The 20,986-nt window shown below is 61.6% G+C and carries 14 protein-coding genes; 3 read left to right on the top strand and 11 right to left on the bottom strand.

Annotated features, from left to right (window positions below; genetic code table 11):
* Window positions 1–479 precede the first annotated feature (479 nt).
* Window positions 480–1,469, bottom strand: coding sequence for an SLAC1 anion channel family protein (locus PGB28_RS13740; protein WP_271422089.1), 990 nt, complete (start codon window positions 1,467–1,469; stop codon window positions 480–482).
* A 160-nt stretch (window positions 1,470–1,629) separates the two neighbouring features.
* Here PGB28_RS13740 and aroQ point away from each other — a divergent pair, with 160 nt between their 5' ends.
* Window positions 1,630–2,064: a type II 3-dehydroquinate dehydratase gene (gene aroQ / locus PGB28_RS13735; protein WP_271422088.1), complete on the top strand. Its 435-nt coding sequence runs from the start codon at window positions 1,630–1,632 to the stop codon at window positions 2,062–2,064.
* Window positions 2,065–2,075: 11 nt separating this feature from the next.
* On the opposite strand, the gene PGB28_RS13730 is transcribed toward aroQ, so the two are convergent.
* Together PGB28_RS13730 and PGB28_RS13725 are read right to left on the bottom strand one after the other, a co-directional pair.
* Complete coding sequence (locus PGB28_RS13730; RefSeq protein WP_271422087.1) at window positions 2,076–2,321, bottom strand: DUF2842 domain-containing protein; 246 nt, start codon at window positions 2,319–2,321, stop codon at window positions 2,076–2,078.
* Window positions 2,322–2,328: 7 nt separating this feature from the next.
* Complete coding sequence (locus PGB28_RS13725; RefSeq protein ID WP_271422086.1) at window positions 2,329–3,624, bottom strand: adenylosuccinate synthase; 1,296 nt, start codon at window positions 3,622–3,624, stop codon at window positions 2,329–2,331.
* A gap of 197 nt (window positions 3,625–3,821) precedes the next feature.
* Between PGB28_RS13725 and PGB28_RS13720 the strand changes: the two genes are divergently transcribed.
* Window positions 3,822–4,217, top strand: a complete 396-nt coding sequence (locus PGB28_RS13720; protein WP_271422085.1) for a DUF6524 family protein — start codon at window positions 3,822–3,824, stop codon at window positions 4,215–4,217.
* 6 nt (window positions 4,218–4,223) lie between these two features.
* Here PGB28_RS13720 and PGB28_RS13715 read toward each other — a convergent pair whose 3' ends face one another.
* The 7 genes from PGB28_RS13715 to PGB28_RS13685 form a co-directional block, all read right to left on the bottom strand.
* Entirely contained in the window at window positions 4,224–6,218 is a 1,995-nt protein-coding gene (locus tag PGB28_RS13715) for a hydantoinase/oxoprolinase family protein (RefSeq protein ID WP_271422084.1), read from the bottom strand.
* A 62-nt stretch (window positions 6,219–6,280) separates the two neighbouring features.
* Entirely contained in the window at window positions 6,281–7,321 is a 1,041-nt protein-coding gene (gene queG, locus PGB28_RS13710) for a tRNA epoxyqueuosine(34) reductase QueG (protein ID WP_271422083.1), read from the bottom strand.
* A gap of 99 nt (window positions 7,322–7,420) precedes the next feature.
* Entirely contained in the window at window positions 7,421–8,086 is a 666-nt protein-coding gene (gene fzlA, locus PGB28_RS13705; RefSeq protein ID WP_271422082.1) for an FtsZ-binding protein FzlA, read from the bottom strand.
* 120 nt (window positions 8,087–8,206) lie between these two features.
* Window positions 8,207–8,941 (bottom strand): monofunctional biosynthetic peptidoglycan transglycosylase, encoded by a 735-nt coding sequence (gene mtgA / locus PGB28_RS13700; protein WP_271422081.1) that lies wholly within the window; start codon window positions 8,939–8,941, stop codon window positions 8,207–8,209.
* Between the two features lie 85 nt (window positions 8,942–9,026).
* A complete protein-coding gene (locus PGB28_RS13695; protein ID WP_271422080.1) occupies window positions 9,027–9,947 on the bottom strand; it encodes a Hint domain-containing protein in 921 nt (306 codons plus the stop codon).
* Window positions 9,948–10,430: 483 nt separating this feature from the next.
* A complete protein-coding gene (gene gltB / locus PGB28_RS13690) occupies window positions 10,431–14,969 on the bottom strand; it encodes a glutamate synthase large subunit (RefSeq protein ID WP_271422079.1) in 4,539 nt (1,512 codons plus the stop codon).
* A gap of 105 nt (window positions 14,970–15,074) precedes the next feature.
* Complete coding sequence (locus tag PGB28_RS13685; protein ID WP_271422078.1) at window positions 15,075–16,514, bottom strand: NAD(P)-dependent oxidoreductase; 1,440 nt, start codon at window positions 16,512–16,514, stop codon at window positions 15,075–15,077.
* 222 nt (window positions 16,515–16,736) lie between these two features.
* Between PGB28_RS13685 and PGB28_RS13680 the strand changes: the two genes are divergently transcribed.
* Window positions 16,737–17,543 carry an undecaprenyl-diphosphate phosphatase gene (locus PGB28_RS13680; RefSeq protein WP_271422077.1) on the top strand — a complete coding sequence of 269 codons (807 nt, stop codon included), beginning with the start codon at window positions 16,737–16,739 and terminating at the stop codon, window positions 17,541–17,543.
* Between the two features lie 57 nt (window positions 17,544–17,600).
* Here the strand turns inward: PGB28_RS13680 and carB are convergent, their stop codons facing one another.
* Window positions 17,601–20,933 carry a carbamoyl-phosphate synthase large subunit gene (gene carB, locus PGB28_RS13675; protein ID WP_271422076.1) on the bottom strand — a complete coding sequence of 1,111 codons (3,333 nt, stop codon included), beginning with the start codon at window positions 20,931–20,933 and terminating at the stop codon, window positions 17,601–17,603.
* Between the last annotated feature and the right edge of the window lie 53 nt (window positions 20,934–20,986).

The following is a 20,986-nucleotide window of genomic DNA, read 5'->3' as shown; positions in this document are numbered from 1 at the left end:
CAGACATTCAGTCGTCGAAACGAACCAAACCGCCCGCATATCTCTTCAGATATTAGCAATGTCAAACAACGTCGGGCCTAAACCCAAGAGACAAAAACCAACCGGATGCGCCCTAACTTACTCGGCGCGCCCGCCCGATCTCGTCCCCAAATTCCTTCCGGACCTCACTCCGAAGCATCGCCCCGCCGTTCCGTCCGTCCCGCCGTAGCGCCTCAGCGCCGCCGGTGAAGGGGTATCTAGAGTTTCCCCCAAATATCCGCAAGAGGTTTTTTGCAGAAAGATCAAAAAAACTTCACATTTATATATTATCATTAATTTTCAACTACTTACTCAGACCTTATATTGGTGACCGGCGCCGTAGCCCGGCCCCGCCGTCGCTTTTGATCTCGTCGCCGGCGACCCCCGTGGCGACTCGCGTCGTGATACCGCCCATATCTTGTATGCCACGACTTTGGAGCCACAATGAATGAGCGAGTCACCTATTCGGGTACGCAGATTTGGCCCGCAAAGACTGCCCGGATCGTGCGGACCGTCAGGGCAACGACAATCACGACCACAAGGGCCACGCCCACAGCACCAAACATGACAATGCCCGGTTGCTGGATGAGTGTTCCGTATCTCAGAGCTGCGAGGCTCAGGGCCGCCACCGGAAAACTCAAGGCCCACCATGACAAGGCAAAGGGCAACCTGAGGAACCCGGGCATCTGCGTGCAGACAATCGCCGCAAAAAGAACTGCCCCATAGAAGAGCATCCGGGCCAGCGCATCAATCTCACCGCCGTTCAATTGTAGCCATGCCAGAAACCCCACGGCCGGCGGGGCGATCAGGATGACCAATGTCGGCAACAACCGGGCGGGCAGCGGATCGTGAAAGATCAGCCGGTTCAGGACAAGTGTCAGCAAAAGAATCCAGAAGAGCATGCCGGTCGCAAAGAACAGCCACGAGACCTCGGTATAACCAAAGCCCACCCCGGCCACGGGGACCACCACATTCCCGACCGCGGGGACGAACCAGGCCGGGGATATGTGCATGGGCTGAAACGCCCGCTTGCCAATCCAACCGGAGATCACGGCAAGGGTCAGGGCCCCCTGCGCAATCGCGCCGATGAGCCAGATAAATTCCGCCAGCCCTGACGCATGGGGCCGCAATGCCGTCGCGATCAGCAGAAGCGAAATGGAAATGGCCGGAAAAAAAGCCAGCCTGACGGGATGGCGCCATTCCGCCACCACGGCCCCGGGATGGCGCAGGGCTTTGAGCACATAGAAAAAGCCGACCAACACGAAATCAAAGATCGTGAGCGCCAGGCAGAGCGTCGAGCCCCAATGTCCCCAGCCGAACACCAGTTCGGCCTGATGAAGAACAAGGGTCAAACCGGCGAAACCCATGACCGAGGCAAAAAGCGGTATCGGGAAATGGACCAGTCGCGGCGCGGCCGCGTCCCCGGATGGGATTTCGCTTGAGTGGGTCATGTGAGGCGCTCCTTGATGGCGCCGCCAGCAAAGCGGCGCGATACATCCGATATATGGAATACATCATGCGGGAAGCGTTGACGCAGATCAAACAAAGCGGGGCTTGGCACTGGGGGCGCCACATCGTTACAGAAGGGAAAGACTTGGAGTGGAACCCGCGATGAAAACGATACTTGTCCTCAATGGCCCCAATCTCAACCTGCTGGGCAAACGCCAACCCGAGATTTACGGCTCCGACAACTTGGAAGACGTGGCCGCGTTGTGCCAATCGGTTTGCAATGCGGGGGTCGGCATTCGTGCCGAACAGTCCAATCACGAGGGCCAGATCATCGACTGGATCCACGAGGCGCGTGAATCTGCGGCCGGAATCGTCATCAATCCCGGTGCCTTCACACATACCTCGGTTGCCATTCTGGACGCGCTGAACGCCTTCGAGGGACCGGTGATCGAGGTGCATATCTCGAACGTGCACAAGCGCGAAAGCTTTCGCCACCACTCCTACGTGTCACTTCGGGCCGAAGGGGTGATTGCCGGGCTTGGGATCGAAGGCTATGCGGCCGCCGTGCGGCGCATCTGCCAACTCATTGGCGATTGAGACGGCGCGGCTCAGGACTGCCCGTCTGAACCTGCATCAGGATCGGCCTGACCGATGCCGCGAAAGATGAACTTGAACGGCAACGCCCAAAGCACGCCAAGCACCACGTAGACCAGAAACTCGACCGCCATTGGCGGGCGGTCGAGCATGTTCACCACGGTCACCGCAGCCACAACGTAAAGCGGCAGCCCAACAAGCAGGATCACCAGCGCCCAGCGCCGCCGTGCCTTGTAGCTGAGACCGGGTTTGTCAGTCATGGGGTCCTCAGTCGGCAAAGGGGTCGGTCACGAGGATTGTATCATCCCGCTCCGGCGAGGTGGACAGTAGCGCGACCGGGCATTGGATCAACTCTTCGACCCGGCGCACATATTTGATCGCATTTGCCGGCAGGTCCGCCCAGCTGCGCGCCCCTTCGGTGGTTTCCGACCAGCCCGGCATTTCCTCGTAGACGGGCTTGCACCGCGCCTGTTGGTCCGCCGCGGTGGGCAGGTAATCCAGCGTGTCGCCATCCAGTTCGTAGCCAACGCAGATCTTGAGCGTCTCGAAACCGTCGAGCACGTCCAGCTTGGTCAGCGAGATACCGTTGACGCCGGATGTGGCACAGGTCTGGCGCACCAGCGCCGCGTCGAACCAGCCGCAGCGCCGCTTGCGGCCCGTGGTGGTGCCAAATTCATGGCCCCGCTCACCCAGACGCTGGCCATAGGCATCGTCCAGCTCGGTCGGGAACGGGCCTTCGCCCACGCGGGTGGTATAGGCTTTCACGATGCCCAGCACATAATCGATGGAGCCCGGCCCGATCCCCACGCCTGTCGCGGCCTGCCCCGCAATCACGTTGGACGAGGTCACGAAAGGATAGGTGCCGAAATCAATGTCCAAAAGCGCGCCTTGTGCACCCTCGAACAGGATACGTTTCCCGGCCTTGCGCTTCTCGTTCATCACCTTCCAGACAGGACCGGCATATTCGAGGATCTTCGGCGCAACCTCTTTGAGCTGTGCAATCAGCGCGTCACGGTCAATCGCCTCGACGCCCAGCCCCTTGCGCAGCGGATCGTGGTGCTGCAACGCGCGGTCCACCCGCGCCTCCAGCGTCGCCTCATCGGCAAGGTCCGCCACACGGATGGCCCGACGCCCGACCTTGTCCTCATAGCAGGGGCCAATGCCGCGCCCGGTGGTGCCGATCTTGGTGCCCTTGCTGGCCGCTTCTTCGCGTGCCCGGTCCAGTTCGCCATGATAGGGCAGGATCAACGGGGTATTCTCGGCGATCATCAGCGTCTCGGGCGAAATCTCGACCCCCTGTGCGCGGATCGTCTCGATCTCGTTCAACAGGTTCCAGGGGTCCAGCACCACGCCATTGCCAATGACCGACAGTTTGCCGCCGCGCACCACGCCCGAGGGCAGCGCATGCAGCTTGTAGACCTTGCCATCGATGACCAGCGTGTGACCCGCATTGTGGCCACCCTGAAAACGCGCGATCACGTCCGCCCGTTCACTGAGCCAGTCCACGATCTTGCCTTTACCTTCGTCGCCCCATTGCGCGCCGACCACAACGACATTGGCCATGTCACATCCCTTCCGATGAGTCTTCGATTGACGTATCTGTCAAACCCGCGCCGATATAACGGCAAGCACGCCCCTGTGAAACCGCGAATTTGACGCAGAACCGGGATTCGGCTTGGCCCACTGGCCAAATCGCCGCGACAACTGGACAAGCGGCCATGTTCCGGTAAACCTGCCCAACAAAATCACACGAGGTTTCCATGGGTTTTCTGCTTCGCTGGGGGTTCGCGTTTGGATTGGTCGCGCTGACCTTCAACCCGACCGAGTACAATTACGTCAAATGGGCCAGCGCCAACTATAACGCGCAGCTGCCCATGGTGATCCTGTTCGGTCTTTTGCTGGTCGTGGGGTATATCGTCTACCTGCGCTCCACGCTGCGCTCGATCGGCGCGTTTGGCATGTTCCTTGTCGCCGCCATCGTCGGTGCGCTGCTCTGGGTGCTCTATGACAAGGGAATCCTCACCCTCGACAATCAGAACCTCAACATCTGGCTGGGCATTTTCGCGGTCTCGGTGGTGCTGTCTATCGGGTTGAGCTGGTCCATCGTGCGCCGCAAGCTCTCGGGTCAGGCGGATGTGGACGACGTGGACGCCTGACCGGCATCACTGCACCGCAACACGCGGGCGACCGCTTGCCTCCACCCGGATCACCGCATCCACGAAAATCTCGCGCGCTTCGATATCGGCTTTGCGGATGTCACGGCCTGCGGTGATGTGAATATCCTGCGCTCCGGCGGCACGCACCGCGGCTTCGGCCTCAGCCCGAAGCGCACCTTCGACGCGGGCCATGGCTTCATCCACCTCGGCAAAATCCTCTGGGCCGGTCTCCAGATGCGCACGGTAGCGCCCCTCTGACGGCGCTGTGACGCTGCCTTCGCGCCGAACCGAAACGCGCCCCACCACCGCGCCAATCGCGTTGGCAACCGGCGCATGTTCCGGCAGCAGCATGTCACAGCCAAGACGCGCGCCGACCTGAGGATAATAGCTTGCGGCCGACGCCCCCAGCCCGACGACAGGCACGTTCAGCCCGGCATCGATCCGCACAAGACCCCGGTGCCGATCCAACCCGCGCTGCATCAGAACATGCCGCGCCAGTTCCGCAGGCGTGACCCCGAATCCTGAGGCCTCTTCTGCAAAGGCGCTTTCCAAAAGGACCAAACCGGTGTCGTCGCGCAAACGTTTTACAATGATCGTCGCCATCTGTTCTGCATCGGTTGCCAGACGATTGCCCGATCCCGCGCGGCGCCGCGCCATAAGCAGCAGGGCCTTTACCGCGGCCTCCCGGTCCCACTCATCCACGAGGCGCAGAACATGCGCCGCATCCGAGGGCGTAAGCCCAGCAACCTGCACGATCCCGCGCGCCACCAACCGTCCCAGCGCCGCCTGGTCCATTCGGTTGCGCAACGCGGCGTGCACCGGAACAATCCCGTCGATACGCCCCAGTAATGCCGCCTCGCGCGTCTCGAGCGCACCGGTGTCAACTCCTTCGACCCGGCGCAGAAAACGCCCGTCATGTTCTCCGGGGACCACGGCGCGCAGCTGATCGTCCAACACCCGAAGCACCATCTCAGGTGCGTCCCTCGCAATCAGGCTCACCGGGATGACCCGCCGGGGCCCCAATGTCACGCCCCCGGTCAGCCCGTCGCCGATCATCGCAACCTCGCTGTCGCCACCCAACCCATGGGTGCGCATCGCGACGGCCTCGACCATGGTGCGATAGGGTCCAACCCGCGCACCATCGGGATCAATCGCCGGTTTTCCGTCCCGGAGCAGCGCCACATCCGTCGTGGTCCCGCCGATATCCGACACAAGCGCCGTATCGACCCCGGTCAGCCAACGCGCGCCGACAAGCGAGGCCGCTGGCCCGCTCAGGATCGTCTCAATCGGACGGGCCTTGGCCTGTGCCGCTGACATCAGCGCGCCATCGCCGCGCACCACCATCAGCGGCGCGTGAATACCCTGTGCCTGCAAGGCCTCCTCGGCCCGGCCGATCAACCGATGGGTCAAACCGATCAGCCGCGCATTCAGCACCGCCGTCATGGCCCGTTTCGGCCCGCCCAGCCGCGCGGACAGTTCATGTGACATGGACACCGGCGCATGCGCCCGGCACGCCTCGGCCACGGCCAGTTCATGGGCCGGGTTGCGCGTCGCAAACTGCCCCGCCACGGCAAAGCCAGTGACGGCATCCAGCCGCTGCAACCAGTCCTGCAATGCAGCCATGTCCAGCGGCGCGGCCTCGCCCCCGGCATGGTTATGACCACCGGGCAACAGCAGCACCGGATCGCCGCGCATCGCCGCAGTCAGACCGTGTTTTTCCAGATCGCTTTCTCGGAACCCGATGGCAACAAAGCCAATGCGCCCGCCCTGCCCCTCGACCAGCGCATTGGTCGCCAATGTCGTGGACAGGGACGCCAGCCCGATTGACGACGGTGTCACGCGCGACGCATTCAGAACCCGGGCAACCGCTTCACCAATGCCGATGGAGAGGTCGTGCCGCGTGGTCAACGCCTTAGCGCTGGCCAGAACCTCGACCTCATCACGCAGGATGACGGCATCGGTATAGGTCCCGCCCGTATCCACCCCCAAGCACAGCGCCATTTGCCTCTCCTTGCTGACCCCGGATCAGCACATAGCGCCCAAGGCATACACCGCTTGCCTGTTTACGACATCAACCGCGCCGCCGCCCATCGCGCCGCATCGGCGACAACGGCATCCTCATCGTCACACAGCGTCTGGGCCACAGGCAGGAGCCGTGCATCTTCGGAGTTTCCGATGGCATAGAGCACATTGCGTACAAATCGTCCGCGCCCGATCCGCTTGATGGGCGAGCCCGAGAAAAACGCCCGAAACGCAGGATCATCAAGCTGCGCGAGGCGTTCCAGCTCCGGTGCGCGCAAGTCGTGGCGCGCATGATATTTCACCTCTGTCGCCTGTTGCGCAAACTTGTTCCACGGACAAATCGCCAGACAATCGTCACAACCGTATATCCGGTTGCCAAGCAGGGGGCGCAAAGCCTCATCCACCGGCCCCTTATGCTCAATCGTGAGATAGGAAATGCAGCGCCGCGCATCCAACTGGTAGGGCGCGGGAAAGGCATCGGTCGGGCAGATATCCAGACAGGCCCGGCAGGACCCGCAATGGTCCCGCTCCGGTGCGTCCGGCTCCAGGTCCAGCGTGGTGAACACCGCCCCCAGAAAGAACCACGACCCCAACTCCCGGCTGACCAGATTGGTGTGCTTGCCCTGCCAGCCCAACCCCGCCGCCTCTGCCAACGGCTTTTCGGGAACCGGCGCGGTATCAACAAACACTTTCAGCTCACAGCCCGTCTCGGCCACCAGCCAGCGCGCCAGCCGCTTGAGCCGTTTCTTGACCACGTCGTGGTAATCGCGGTTCTGAGCATAGACCGAGATGGCGGCCCGGTCGCGCTGCTCCAGCACCTCCAGCGGGTCATGATCCGGGCCATAATTCTCGGCCAGCATGATCACCGATCGCGCCTCGGGCCAGAGCTGGGTGGGATCGCACCGCCAATGCGCGCGATCCGCCAGCCAACCCATCTGGCCATGGTAGCCACGCTCCAGAAAGGCCGCCAGCCGCCCGGCCACCTGCGGGACTGCATCTGGCCGACATATCCGTGCCCCGGAAAACCCCATTTTCAGAGCTTCCCGCTTTACCTGCGCCGCGAAATCCAGATCAAACCCCATATCTTCTTCTGTTCACAAACACCTCGGGGCCTGCCATTGGCGCGCCATCGGTCCGAGCGACAATGGCAGCGGGGCTGCCCCCCGGTCCGACGCTTGGTATCAGAAATCGAGATCGTTGTAATGGCGCGGCGGCGGGAACCCGGGCACCTGATCGGCCAGAATACCGCGAAAGGCTGGGCGAGACTTGATCTTGGCGTACCAGTCCTTGACCACCGCCGACCGGTTCCAATCCACATCCGAAATGTAGTCCAGGGCCGACAAATGCGCCGCAGCGGCAAAATCCGCCAGCGTCATCACATCCCCGGCCAGCCATCTCCGATGGTCGAGCAACCAGGCCATGTAATCCAGGTGATACTTGATCGCCCTGGCACCCGCCTTGACGTTCTTGCTGTCCGGGAAACCCGCGCCCTGAACCTTTTTGTTCACCCGTTCATACAGCAGCTTCGAGGTGACCTCGTGGTGGAATTTGTCATCGAACCATGTCACCAAACGGCGCACTTCGTACCGCGCATCCGCAGATTTCGGCATGAGGGACGGCTCGGGGTATTTCTCTTCCAGCCATTCACAGATGGCCGCGCTTTCGGCCATGGTCTTACCGTCGATCCGCAGCACCGGCACCTTGCCCGCCGGGTTGCGGCGCAGGAAATCCGGATCCTGTTCCCAATACCGCTCCTCGACCAGTTCGCATTCGATCTTTTTCTCGGCAAGACTCAGCCGCACCTTGCGACAGGCAGGGGACAATGGAACGTGGAAAAGCTTGGCCATGGGGTCCAACGATGACTGGAATGCCCTGCTTCTTTGCCGCGAAACCGGGGGGAGTTCAACCGCTCTCGCGCGACCGGCACCAATTCGCGCACCCGAATTCCGTGCAAGAAATTTCAGCACCTATTGGAAACACGCCGCCCGGCCATCCCGGTCTATCGTGGCTGCCCCGTCACGTATTTGTCCCGCCCGACTGCGCAGCGCCGGAGACGGCCGTGACGCCGAGCGGCCCTTTGGGTTTGGCAGTACCGCCGCAAGCCGCGCGGCCTGAACCGCCGTCAGCTCACCCGGGCCGACCCCGAAATAGTGGCGCGCCGCAGCCTCGACCCCGAAGACGCCCTCATCAAACTCGGCCACGTTGAGATAGACCTCCAAAATCCGCCGCTTCGACCAGACCGCCTCCATCACCGGCGTGATAAGCGCCTCCAGCGCCTTGCGCGACCAGCTTCGCCCCTGCCAGAGATAGACATTCTTCACCACCTGCTGAGAAATCGTCGAGGCCCCGCGCTGCCCCCCTTCGGCCAGCGCCGCCCGGATCGCACCCATGTCAAAACCCCAATGCTGGCAGAAATTCGCATCCTCGGCCGCGACCGCAGAGCGTGCCATCACAGGCGCAATATGCTCCATGCGCACCCAGACATGGTCTATCCCGCCCAGCCGCGCCGCCTCTTGCCGCATGTAATAGGTCTTCGGAGGATTGAAGACGGCAAACAGGATCACCGCAAAGGCGGCCAGCAGGAATGCGACGCTCACCACGCGCAACAGCTGCCGTCGAACCCAGCGGCCCAGCTTGGGCCGCGGTTTGGGTTTCAGCCCCCTTATCTTTTTGAGTTTTTCGTCCGTGGTCTTACGCGCCATGGCCGCACATTACGGGCTAAATCCATTGCCGTGAATCACCTTTCGCGATTACAGGCCGAGGAATCCGACAGCCGAACTCTGCACGTCACGCCACGAGGCATGCGGCTTCGAAACCGCGCAGAACCGGACGCGCCACGAAATGCGGCACCGAGTTTGCGAAGAGTTCCGGAAACAGGTGCATGATCTCGTCGCGCAGTCCCGCATCCTCTTGGCCTACCGCATGGCCGGGAAAATAGCTTTCTGACCACACGCCGCCTGCCTTCACGACATCATGCTGATCCAAAAGCATATGGATATAGCTGACTCTTCCGCCTTCGCGCAGGCGGATGTCGCGACCATTCACCAAGAATTTGGCAGGAACAAAGACCTCATCTTCTCCCGCGATCAGCTCCGCACGCCATCCGGTCACGAGCATCCTGTGGTGCTGCGAGACGATCAGGCTGACTGAATTGCCAATTGCTCCGGGCGCAAATTCAACTGGGGCGAAGGCCCCCGACGCGGTCACCTCCTGCGATCCGATCCAGCGCAGCGCTTGCAGCCCGTGATCGCGTGTTCGCACCATATCACCTACGACCAGCGTTTCGATCAACCGCAGACCGCGATCTGTCTCGACCAGCGTTCCCGGTGTGAAACAGGCCGGGGACGGAAAGGGTTCACCCGGCCCAGAGGTCAGATTAGCCACCGTCAACTTGGTATTCCCGGACGTCAGGTTGGGCGTTGCATCGCCATCGGCATTCATATCGATGGCCAAGGTTGTATAGGTGCCATCCGGGTTCAGGACCCGGATAAACGCCGCACTTTGCAGCGGATCATTCCGAACGTCACCGTAGCCCAGGAACTCATAGGTCAGGCCGCTGACGCCGTCGACCGTGATGGTTTCGCCCGGCACCGGATCATGAAGCAGCTTGTCAATTTCATCAAAATCGAGCGTCACGAACTGGTTCGTAACGAGGTTAATGTTTCCGCCGTCAAGAAACGGATCGCCATTAACCAGTTGCGCCGTCAATGTCTTAGTTGGCATGCCTGCCTCCGAAACCCGGCCGGGCAGGCAAAACGGCGCTTTTGCGCCCAGTCATGCCACCTGCTCGACTGCCTCAAAACACCATCGCCGACGTTGTTCGCCGGTCTCGTGGTCACTGCAATTTTCTTAAATTTTATCTTTGTGGCGGAAATGTGGCAAAGCCCCGCCGCGGCTTAAAAGGCGTTGGTTTTGCTGCATTTATGTGCGTCATTTATGTGACGCAAAAATATGTCCACAGGCCAGGGGCGGCCCAGGATACGCAAGCATCAACATTGGGGACAGGCGGTCACGCATGGACCAAATTGCCGATTGGCATCAACGCGCACCACCGTGGACGCGCGTGCGGCGAACGGCAGATCATGCGCCAAGGACTGCAATTTCATGGCAATCCAGACACCTTGCAGGGCAAGGACAAAAAAACGCGGCGCATTTTCAGCGTCGCGTTCGATCTTTTGAAAAGCTTGGAACTTACTCCGCCGGAACCGCCGCGTCTTCGATACCCAGCGGATGAGCGATCTTGTCGAGCATCTCGATCGGGCAGACCTGAAGGAAATTGCCCTTCTCGGTGTCCCAATGCTGCAGGATATCGGCCGCCGCGCGGCTGCCGGTTTCCTCCAGATGCCGTTCGATCAGCCCTTTCAGCTCTGCCTCCCAATGATCCACCTTCACCTGACAGGTCACCAGCGATTCCATGTTGATCAGTTGTTGGGACTCGCCCTTGGGATCATAGAGATATGCCATGCCGCCGGTCATGCCCGCGCCAAAGTTCGCGCCGACCGAGCCAAGGATCACGGCGATGCCGCCGGTCATGTATTCACAGCCATTCGAGCCACAGCCCTCGATCACCACTTTTGCACCCGAGTTCCGCACCGCGAAACGCTCGCCCGCGCGGCCTGCGGCAAAGAGATGCCCGTCGGTCGCACCGTATAGCACCGTGTTGCCAATGATCGTGTTCTCCCTGGCCACCAGCGGGCTGGCCATCGGCGGACGCACGACAATTGTGCCACCCGAGAGGCCTTTGCCGACATAGTCGTTCGCGTCTCCGGCCACTTCCAGTTTAAGACCCGGTGCCGCAAAGGCCCCCAGCGACTGACCCGCAGAGCCCTGCAGCTTCACCGTCAGGTGATCGGGCTGCAACGCATTGCGCATGCCGAAATTCTTGACGATATGGCTCGACGTGCGCGTGCCTACGGTGCGGTGGGTATTCTGCACCGAGTACTGCAACTGCATCTTCTCGCCATCTTCGAGGAAGCGTTTGGCATCGCGCACAATCTCAGCATCCAGCGTGTCCGGCACCGCGTTGCGCGCCTTGTTGCGGTCATAGGTGATGTCCTTGGCCCCATCCACGGTGATCAGCAGCGGGTTGAGATCCAGATCGTCCAGATTGTCCGACCCGCGGCTGACCTGCGTCAGAAGATCCGCCCGGCCGATCACCTCATCGAGGCTGCGCGCCCCGATCGAGGCCAGAACCTCGCGCACTTCCTGCGCATAGAAGGTAATCAGGTTCACCACCTTGTCCGCATTGCCGGTGAACTTCGCGCGCAGGCTTTCGTCCTGCGTGCAGACACCAACCGGGCAGGTATTCGACTGGCACTGGCGCACCATGATACAGCCCATCGCGATCAGCGCGGCGGTGCCGATGCCGTATTCCTCGGCCCCCATCATCGCGGCCATGACAATGTCACGCCCGGTGCGCAATCCACCGTCGGTCCGCAATGTCACCCGCTCGCGCAGGTTGTTCATCGCCAGCACCTGATGCGCCTCGGTGAGACCCATTTCCCACGGCAGACCCGCATATTTGATCGAGGTGGCGGGGCTTGCGCCCGTGCCGCCATTATGGCCCGAGATCAGGATCACATCCGCCTTGGCCTTGGCCACACCGGCGGCAATCGTGCCCACGCCCGAGGACGCCACCAGCTTCACACAGACCTTCACCGTCGGGTTGATCTGCTTCAGGTCGTAGATGAGCTGCGCCAGGTCCTCGATGGAATAGATATCGTGGTGCGGCGGCGGCGAAATCAGCGTCACGCCCTTGGTCGAATGGCGCAGGCGGGCAATCAGGTCGGTGACCTTCATGCCGGGCAGCTGACCACCCTCACCGGGCTTGGCGCCCTGAGCGACCTTGATCTCAAGCTCTTCACATTGGTTCAGGTATTCGGCGGTCACACCGAACCGGCCCGAGGCCACCTGCTTGATCTTGGCCGACGGGTTGTCGCCATTGGGTTCCGGCACGAAATGCGCCGGGTCTTCGCCGCCCTCGCCAGAGTCCGAACGCGCCCCAATCCGGTTCATCGCCACGTTCAGCGTCTTATGCGCCTCCGGGCTCAGCGCGCCCAGCGACATCCCAGGCGTGACAAAACGTTTGCGGATCGCAGTCACGCTTTCCACCTGCTCAATCGGCACGGCCTCGCCCAGCGGCTTGACCGCAAGCAGGTCGCGCAGATGGATCGGCGGATTGGCCTGCATCGCCTGGCTATATTTCTTCCAGAGCGCAAAGGACGCGTTGTTGCACGCCATTTGCAGCATATGCATGTTCTGCGCGCCCCATGCGTGCGTCTCGCCGGATTTACGCGCCTTGTAGAACCCACCGATCGGCAGAACGTCCTGCCCGGCCTTGAAGGCGAGCGCGTGTACTCCTTCCAGCTTCTTCTGGATGCCGCTCACACCAATCCCGGAGATACGGCTCAGCATGCCGGGGAAGTATTCTGCGCACATGGCGCGGGACAGGCCCACGGCCTCGAAATTCAGACCGCCGCGATAGGAGGACAGCACCGAAATGCCCATCTTGGACATGATCTTGAGCAGACCCTGATCCACCGCCTCGCGGTAGCGCGCGACATTCTCGGTCAGCGTGCCGTCAAGCAGGCCCCGGTTGATCCGGTCGGCAAGGCTGTCTTCGGCCAGATAGGCGTTGACCACGGTGGCCCCGGCCCCAATCAGCACGGCAAAGTAATGCGGGTCGATACATTCCGCCGTCCGGACATTGAGCGAACAGAAGGTCCGCAGCCCCTTGCGCGTCAGATGCGAATGCACCGCCGAGGTGGCAAGGATCATCGGCATGCCGATCCGGTCCGCGCTCACATCCACATCGGTGAGCACGATATGCCCCGCGCCGGAGCGTACCGCATCTTCGGCCTCGGAGCGGATACGCTCCAACCCCTTGCGCAACGCGCCCTGACCACCATCGGCATCAAAGGTGCAATCAATGGTCACCATGTCCGAACTGAACTGCGACATCAGCTTTTCAAACTGCGCATTGCCGACAAAGGGGCTGTCCAGCACGAGGATTTCGGTCTGGGACGAGCTTTCATCCAGCACGTTCTTGAGATTGCCGAACCGGGTCTTGAGGCTCATCACGCGGTATTCGCGCAAGCTGTCAATCGGCGGGTTCGTCACCTGGCTGAAGTTCTGGCGGAAATAATGGCTGAGCGGGCGGTATTTCTTGGACAGAACCGCCGACGGCGTGTCATCGCCCATCGAGGCCAGCGCCTCTTTGCCATCTTCGGCCATGGGCGCAAGGATCTGTTCAAGCTCCTCAACGCTGTAACCGGCCGCGATCTGCCGCTTGCGCAGGTCTTCGCCTTCGAACAGCGCCGTTTCCGTGACACCGTTCAGTTCATCATCCAGCTCATTGATCTTGCCGACCCATTCACCGAACGGACGGGCCTCGGCCAGTTTGTTCTTGATCTCGGTGTCGTGGTAAAGCGCACCCTCTTGCATATCCACAGCCAGCAACTGACCGGGGCCAAGCGCGCCTTTTTCAACAACGGTAGATTCATCCGTGGGAACCATCCCGGCCTCGGACCCAGCGATGACCAGCCCGTCGCCCGTCACCACATAACGCATCGGGCGCAGACCGTTGCGGTCAAGACCGGCGCAGACCCAGCGGCCATCGGTCATGGCCAGCGCGGCGGGACCGTCCCACGGCTCCATCACCGAGTTGCAGTAGGAATACATATCGCGCCACGCCTGGGGCAGTTCCACCGCCTGCTGGGACCAGCTTTCCGGCACAAGCATGGTTTTCGCCATCGGCGCCGAGCGGCCCGCGCGCACCATCACCTCGAACACCGCGTCCAGAGCGGCCGAATCCGACGAACCCTGCGGCACGATCGGTTTGATGTCGTCGGCAAGGTCACCGAACACGTCCGAGGCCATGCGGATCTCATGGCTTTTCATCCAGTTCAGGTTGCCCTTGAGAGTGTTGATCTCGCCGTTATGGGCCAGCATCCGGAACGGCTGGGCCAGCCACCATTGCGGGAAAGTGTTGGTGGAATAGCGCTGGTGGTAGATGGCAAAGGCGCTCTCGAACCGTTCATCCATCAGGTCCGGGTAGAACACGGCAACCTGTTCGGCCAGCATCATCCCCTTGTAGATGATCGACCGGCAGGACAGCGATGCAATGTACAGCTCCTTGACGCCTGCAGCGGCCGACGCTTTCTCGATCCGGCGGCGAATGACGTAAAGCTCACGCTCGAACGTCTCTTCATCCACGCCCTTGGAGTTGGAAATCAGGATCTGCTCGATCTCGGGGCGGGTTGCGTTGGCCTTTTCCCCAAGACAGGTGATGTCCACCGGCACGTGCCGCCAACCGTAGATATAGTACCCCATGCGGAGCACTTCGGTCTCCACGATGGTCCGGCAAGTCTCCTGCGCGCCGAAATCCGTGCGAGGCAGAAACACCTGCCCAACCGCCATCAGCTCATCGGCGCGCGGCTCATGCCCGGTGCGGCGCACCTGATCATAAAAGAAGGGAACGGGGATCTGCACATGGATGCCCGCGCCATCGCCGGTCTTGCCATCCGCGTCCACGGCACCACGGTGCCAGATCGCTTTCAGCGCGTCGATGCCCGCCTCGACCACCTTGCGTGCGGGCTTGCCATCCATGCTGACCACAAGGCCAACGCCACAGGACGAGTGCTCATGCTCCTCACGGAACAGGCTGTTCTCTTCCATCCATTGCCGCTTGGCCTCTTCGGCCCGCACCCAGTCTGCATCATATTTGGTCATCGGGTGTGTCCTTCCTTCGAAGTGCCCCGGTCCTGCCGGGGGCTTTGATCATTGCTCGGCAGGCGTCCTGCCGAGACTTGTTCGATATTGGTCAACAGGCCGCGCTTATTCCGCCGCGATGGCACCTTTGCCCGCATTGAATTTCTCAAGGATCGCCGCCGCGCAATCGCGCCCGTCACGAATGGCCCAAACCACCAGCGACGCGCCGCGCACGATGTCACCCACCGCATAGACGCCGTCGAGATCGGTCGCGCCGGTCTCAAACGCTGCCTTGATGGTGCCCCAGCGGGTCACCGGAAGATCCTCGCACCCCCAAAGGGAGGGCAGCGCTTCCGGCTCAAAGCCCAGCGCCTTGATCACCAGATCGGCGGGTTCGACATAGTCGGAGCCTTCGATCACTTCCGGCGCCTGACGGCCCGTCGCGTCGGGGCGGCCCAAACGCATGCGCTGCACCATGACGCCGGTCACCGGCTCACCGGCGAACCCCTTGGGTGCGGTCAGCCATTCGAACACGACGCCTTCTTCCTCGGCATTCTGAACTTCGCGCTGCGACCCTGGCATGTTGGCACGGTCGCGGCGGTAGAGACATTTCACGCTCTCGGCACCCTGACGAATGGCGGTGCGGACACAATCCATCGCGGTGTCACCACCGCCGATCACAACGACCTTCTTGCCCTTGGCGTTCAGTTCGCCGCTTTCAAATTCCGGCACGCTGTCGCCAAAATTGGCCGCGCGGTTGGACGCGGTCAGGTAGTCAATCGCCTTGACGATCCCCTGCGCACCCGCGCCCGGCCCGCCCAGATCGCGGGACTTGTAAACGCCTGTGGCGATGATCACGGCATCATGGGCGGCACGGATCTCGTCAAAGGAGATATCCTCGCCCACATTGCAGTTGAGCTTGAACGTCACGCCACCCGCTTCCAGCTGTTCGTTGCGGCGCATGACCACCGGCTTCTCCAGCTTGAAGCCCGGAATACCGTAGGTGAGCAGCCCGCCCGCGCGGTCGTAACGATCATAGACGGTGACTTGCACACCGGCGCGACGCAACATGTCAGCCGCCGCAAGGCCACCGGGGCCAGCGCCGATGATACCCACGGATTCCGTGCGTTCCGTTTCGGGCGAGGCCGGTTTCACCCAGCCCTTTTCCCAAGCCGTGTCGGTGATGTATTTCTCAACCGCGCCAATGGTCACGGTGCCGTGGCCCGATTGCTCGATCACACAATTGCCTTCGCACAGGCGGTCCTGCGGGCAGATGCGACCGCAGATTTCCGGGAAGGTATTGGTGGCCTGAGAGACCTCATACGCTTCCTGCAACCGGCCCGTCGCGGTCAGACGCAGCCAGTCGGGAATATTGTTGTGCAGGGGGCAATGGCTCTGGCAATAGGGCACGCCACATTGGCTGCAGCGGCTGGATTGCTCTTCGGCCTTGGCCTTGGCGAATTCGGCGTAGATTTCGTCAAAATCAGTGTTGCGTTCATCCGCGGCCCGCTTGATGGGCATGTCGCGGTCAACTTGGACGAATTTCAACATCGGCTGCTTGGCCATTGTGCTCAGCTCCGGCTTTTAGTGAGTTGGCGCGGTTCTAGCGCAGAGCAGAGCGCTTGAAAAGTCAAATGTGCTGACCAATTTTCCGCGCGCGCCGCATTCGCTCCCAGAATTTTTGCCGCAAAGCAGAAATTTATATACCAAAGCGGACCTTTATTGTCGCTTTCCTTTGTTTTTATTGGCCTTATACAAGGGGGACAGTTCCGAGACAGGCCCATCCACATGACGCTCTTCCATCTTTTTCTCGTCGCCGTGATCCAGGGCCTGACCGAATTCCTACCTGTTTCCAGTTCCGGGCACCTGATTCTGCTGCCGAATCTGACCGGAATGCAGGACCAGGGACAGGCGATCGACGTCGCCGTCCATGTCGGCACGCTGGGCGCGGTGATCCTCTATTTCTGGCGCGATGTGCGCATTGTGCTGGGTGGGGTGCCGCGCCTTGTGCAGGGCCGCATTGACACGCCGGGGGCAAGGCTGGCCTTTCTGCTGATGCTGGCCACGATCCCTGTGACGGCGCTGGGCCTGACGCTGAAACTTACCGGTCTGGATGTCGCCTTGCGTTCGGTCACCGTCATCGGCTGGACGATGCTCGGCTTCGGGCTGGTGCTCTACTGGGCCGACCAAAAGGGCGCACCGCACAAGACCGCGTCCGACTGGTCCACCCGCGACGCCTGGATACTGGGGCTGTGGCAGGCCATCGCCCTGATTCCCGGCACGTCACGCTCGGGCATCGTCATCACCGGCGCGCGGTTTTTGGGCTACGAACGCTCCGTGGCCGCGCGGATTTCGATGCTCATGTCGATCCCGACGATCATCGCCTCGGGTGTTTTGCTGGGCGCGGAAGTGGTGGGCGAGGCCGATTGGGAGATGCTGCGCCTCGCGGGCATCGGCGCGGTCTTCGCCTTTGGCGCGGCGCTTCTGGCGCTGTCGCTGATGATGCGGTTGCTGCGCTCGGTGAGCTTCACGCCGTATGTGGTGTATCGGGTGGTGTTGGGGATGTTTTTGATTTGGTGGGGCTATACCGCGTAGGGTGGGCAGTTTTGCCCACCAATGTGCCACGGTGGGCAAAACTGCCCACCCTACAAGTCACCCCTGCAACGACTTCACCACCAACTCCCCTTCTGACCTTGCCTGCATGGCCCGCGCGGCGGCATGGGCGGCGGCGGCGGTGGTGAAATAGGGGATCTTGTCGTAGAGCGCCACGGAGCGGATCTCGCGCGAGTCGTTCACGGCCGCCGAGCCTTCGGTGGTGTTCATCACCAGCGCGATCTCGCCGTTTTTCAGCATGTCGACCACGTTCGGGCGGCCTTCATAGACCTTTTTGACCACATCCGCCGCAATCCCGTGCTCGCCAAGGAAGGCCGCCGTGCCCGAGGTCGCCACGATGGAGAAGCCCAACCCGTCGAGGATCTGCGCGGTTTCCACCAGCGCGGGTGTCTTGTCCGCGTCCTTGATGGAGAAGAACACCTTGCCCCCTTTGGGCAGGATCATTCCCGCGCCCAGTTGCGCCTTCAAAAACGCCCGGGCAAAGCTGCGGTCCCAACCCATGACCTCGCCGGTGGAGCGCATTTCCGGGCCAAGGATCGTGTCTACGCCGGGGAAACGGGCAAAGGGCAGCACCGCCTCTTTCACCGAGAACCACGGCATGTTGGGATCGGCCAGCGTCATCGGGTCGGCCATTGGCACGTCGCTGTCATAATCGATCTTCTCGCCATGCGGCTCGCGCATCGGGAAGGTCGAAAGCTTTTCGCCCGCCATGACGCGCGCAGCAATCGACGCAATCGCGCTATCGGTCGCCTTGGCCACAAACGGCACGGTGCGCGAGGCACGCGGGTTCACCTCGATCAGGTAGATCTCGTCATCCTTGATCGCGAATTGCACATTCATCAGGCCCACGACATTCAGCGCGCGGGCCAGCGCATGGGTCTGCTCCTTGATGCGGTCGATGGTGGCGGCGTCCAGCGAATAGGGCGGCAGGGAACAGGCGCTGTCGCCCGAATGCACGCCGGCTTCTTCGATATGCTGCATGATGCCCGCCACATGGACCTGTTCGCCGTCGCAAAGCGCGTCCACATCCAGTTCCACCGCACCGGCGAGATAGCTGTCCAAGAGCACGGGGCTGTCGCCCGACACCACCACCGCCTCTTTGATGTAGCGCTCCAGATGGCCCATATCGCGCACGATCTCCATCGCGCGGCCACCCAGCACGTAGGACGGGCGGATGACCAGCGGGAAGCCGATATCCTCGGCAATCGCCAGCGCCTGCGCATCGGTCGAGGCGATGCCGTTCTTGGGCTGTTTCAGGCCAAGCTGGTTGACCAGCGCCTGGAAGCGTTCGCGATCTTCGGCAAGGTCGATAGCGTCCGGCGTGGTGCCAAGGATCGGGATGCCCTCGGCCTCCAATGCATTGGCGAGCTTCAGCGGCGTCTGGCCACCGAACTGCACGATCACGCCATGCAGGGTGCCGTTTTCCTGCTCGACGCGGAGGATTTCCATCACGTGTTCGAACGTGAGCGGCTCGAAATAGAGGCGGTCCGAGGTGTCATAGTCGGTCGACACGGTCTCGGGGTTGCAGTTGACCATGATCGTCTCATAGCCCGCATCGGTCAGCGCGAAACAGGCGTGACAGCAGCAATAGTCGAACTCGATCCCCTGCCCGATCCGGTTGGGACCGCCGCCGAGGATGACCACCTTTTTCTTGTTCGAGGGCCGCGCTTCGCATTCAACATCGCCCATCATCGGGGCTTCATAGGTGGAATACATATAAGGCGTCTGGGCCTCGAATTCGGCGGCGCAGGTGTCGATACGCTTGAAGGAGGCCACAACGCCCGCCGTGATGCGGCGGTTGCGGATGTCCTTTTCCGAAAACCCGGTCAACTTGGCGAGGCGGGCATCGGTAAAGCCCATCATCTTCAGCTCGCGCAAGCCTGCCTCGTCCGTCGGCAGACCTGAGGCCTTCACCCGTTCTTCGGCTTCTACGATCTCGCGGATACGGGCAAGGAACCAAGGGTCGTACATGGTGACGCCGTGGATCTCGTCATCGGTGAGACCCTCGCGCATCGCTTGGGCAATGGTGCGCATCCGATCCGGGGTTTGCTGGCTGATCGCCTTGATCACGGCGGATTTTTCCGGAGCGCCTTCGATCTCGACCTCGTCAAATCCGGTCAGCCCGGATTCCATCGAGGCCAGCGCCTTTTGCAGCGACTCGTGGATTGTGCGGCCGATCGACATGGCCTCGCCCACGGATTTCATCGCCGTGGTCAGGTAAGGCTCGGAACCCGGGAATTTCTCAAACGCGAATTTCGGGATCTTGGTGACCACGTAATCGATCGTCGGCTCAAAGCTAGCGGGCGTGACCTTGGTGATGTCATTGTCCAGCTCGTCCAGCGTATAACCCACCGCCAGCTTGGCCGCGATCTTGGCAATCGGGAAACCGGTCGCCTTGGACGCCAGCGCCGAAGAACGCGACACGCGCGGGTTCATCTCGATCACCACCATACGGCCATCTTCGGGGTTCACCGCCCATTGCACGTTGGACCCGCCGGTCTCGACCCCGATCTCGCGCAGCACGGCGATCGAGCCGTTGCGCATGATCTGGTATTCCTTGTCCGTGAGCGTCAGTGCCGGGGCCACGGTGATCGAGTCGCCGGTATGCACACCCATCGGATCGACGTTTTCGATGGAACAGACGATGATGGCGTTATCGGCTTTGTCGCGCACAACCTCCATCTCGAATTCTTTCCAGCCAAGCAGGCTTTCATCGACAAGGATCTGGTTGACCGGGGAGGCATCCATGCCCGAGCGACAGAAATGGATATAGTCCTCGCGGTTATAGGCCACGCCACCGCCGGTGCCGCCAAGGGTAAAGGCCGGGCGGATAATTGCGGGGAGGCCGATCTCTTCCAGCTCGTCAAGCGCCATCTGTACGCCCGCTTCAAGGTCGGCGCCACCATTGGCTTTCTTGGGCGCTGTAATGATCGTCGCCTTGGGATTTTCAAGGCCCAGACGGTCCATCGCCTCGCGGAACAGCTTGCGGTCTTCGGCCATTTCGATGGCGTCGCGCTTGGCGCCAATCATCTCAACACCGAATTTTTCCAGCACACCCATCTCTTCGAGCGCCAGCGAAGTGTTCAGCCCGGTCTGCCCGCCCATCGTCGGCAAGAGCGCATCAGGGCGTTCCTTTTCGATGATCTTGGCCACAACCTCGGGCGTGATCGGCTCGATATAGGTCGCATCGGCAAGGCCCGGATCGGTCATGATGGTGGCCGGGTTGGAGTTCACAAGGATCACCCGGTAGCCTTCTTCCCGAAGCGCCTTACACGCCTGCGCGCCGGAATAGTCGAACTCACAGGCCTGCCCGATGACAATCGGCCCCGCGCCAATGATCATGATCGACTGGATATCGGTACGTTTGGGCATGGCAGACCTCTGGATTCGGGTGACGCGCGGGAGCGGGGGCGCAAATTGTCGTG

The sequence above is a fragment of the Primorskyibacter aestuariivivens genome (genome assembly GCF_028023675.1).
In the GTDB taxonomy this organism is placed as follows: Bacteria; Pseudomonadota; Alphaproteobacteria; order Rhodobacterales; family Rhodobacteraceae; genus Marinovum; species Marinovum aestuariivivens.
This window is presented reverse-complemented; position numbering and strand designations above follow the sequence as displayed.

Bases quoted from the DNA above. Each gene is read 5' to 3' on its own strand.
- PGB28_RS13740 (WP_271422089.1), bottom strand. From the start codon at position 1,469: ATGACCCACTCAAGCGAAATCCCATCCGGGGACGCGGCCGCGCCGCGA.
- aroQ (WP_271422088.1), top strand. From the start codon at position 1,630: ATGAAAACGATACTTGTCCTCAATGGCCCCAATCTCAACCTGCTGGGC.
- PGB28_RS13730 (WP_271422087.1), bottom strand. From the start codon at position 2,321: ATGACTGACAAACCCGGTCTCAGCTACAAGGCACGGCGGCGCTGGGCG.
- PGB28_RS13725 (WP_271422086.1), bottom strand. From the start codon at position 3,624: ATGGCCAATGTCGTTGTGGTCGGCGCGCAATGGGGCGACGAAGGTAAA.
- PGB28_RS13720 (WP_271422085.1), top strand. From the start codon at position 3,822: ATGGGTTTTCTGCTTCGCTGGGGGTTCGCGTTTGGATTGGTCGCGCTG.
- PGB28_RS13715 (WP_271422084.1), bottom strand. From the start codon at position 6,218: ATGGCGCTGTGCTTGGGGGTGGATACGGGCGGGACCTATACCGATGCC.
- queG (WP_271422083.1), bottom strand. From the start codon at position 7,321: ATGGGGTTTGATCTGGATTTCGCGGCGCAGGTAAAGCGGGAAGCTCTG.
- fzlA (WP_271422082.1), bottom strand. From the start codon at position 8,086: ATGGCCAAGCTTTTCCACGTTCCATTGTCCCCTGCCTGTCGCAAGGTG.
- mtgA (WP_271422081.1), bottom strand. From the start codon at position 8,941: ATGGCGCGTAAGACCACGGACGAAAAACTCAAAAAGATAAGGGGGCTG.
- gltB (WP_271422079.1), bottom strand. From the start codon at position 14,969: ATGACCAAATATGATGCAGACTGGGTGCGGGCCGAAGAGGCCAAGCGG.
- PGB28_RS13685 (WP_271422078.1), bottom strand. From the start codon at position 16,514: ATGGCCAAGCAGCCGATGTTGAAATTCGTCCAAGTTGACCGCGACATG.
- PGB28_RS13680 (WP_271422077.1), top strand. From the start codon at position 16,737: ATGACGCTCTTCCATCTTTTTCTCGTCGCCGTGATCCAGGGCCTGACC.
- carB (WP_271422076.1), bottom strand. From the start codon at position 20,933: ATGCCCAAACGTACCGATATCCAGTCGATCATGATCATTGGCGCGGGG.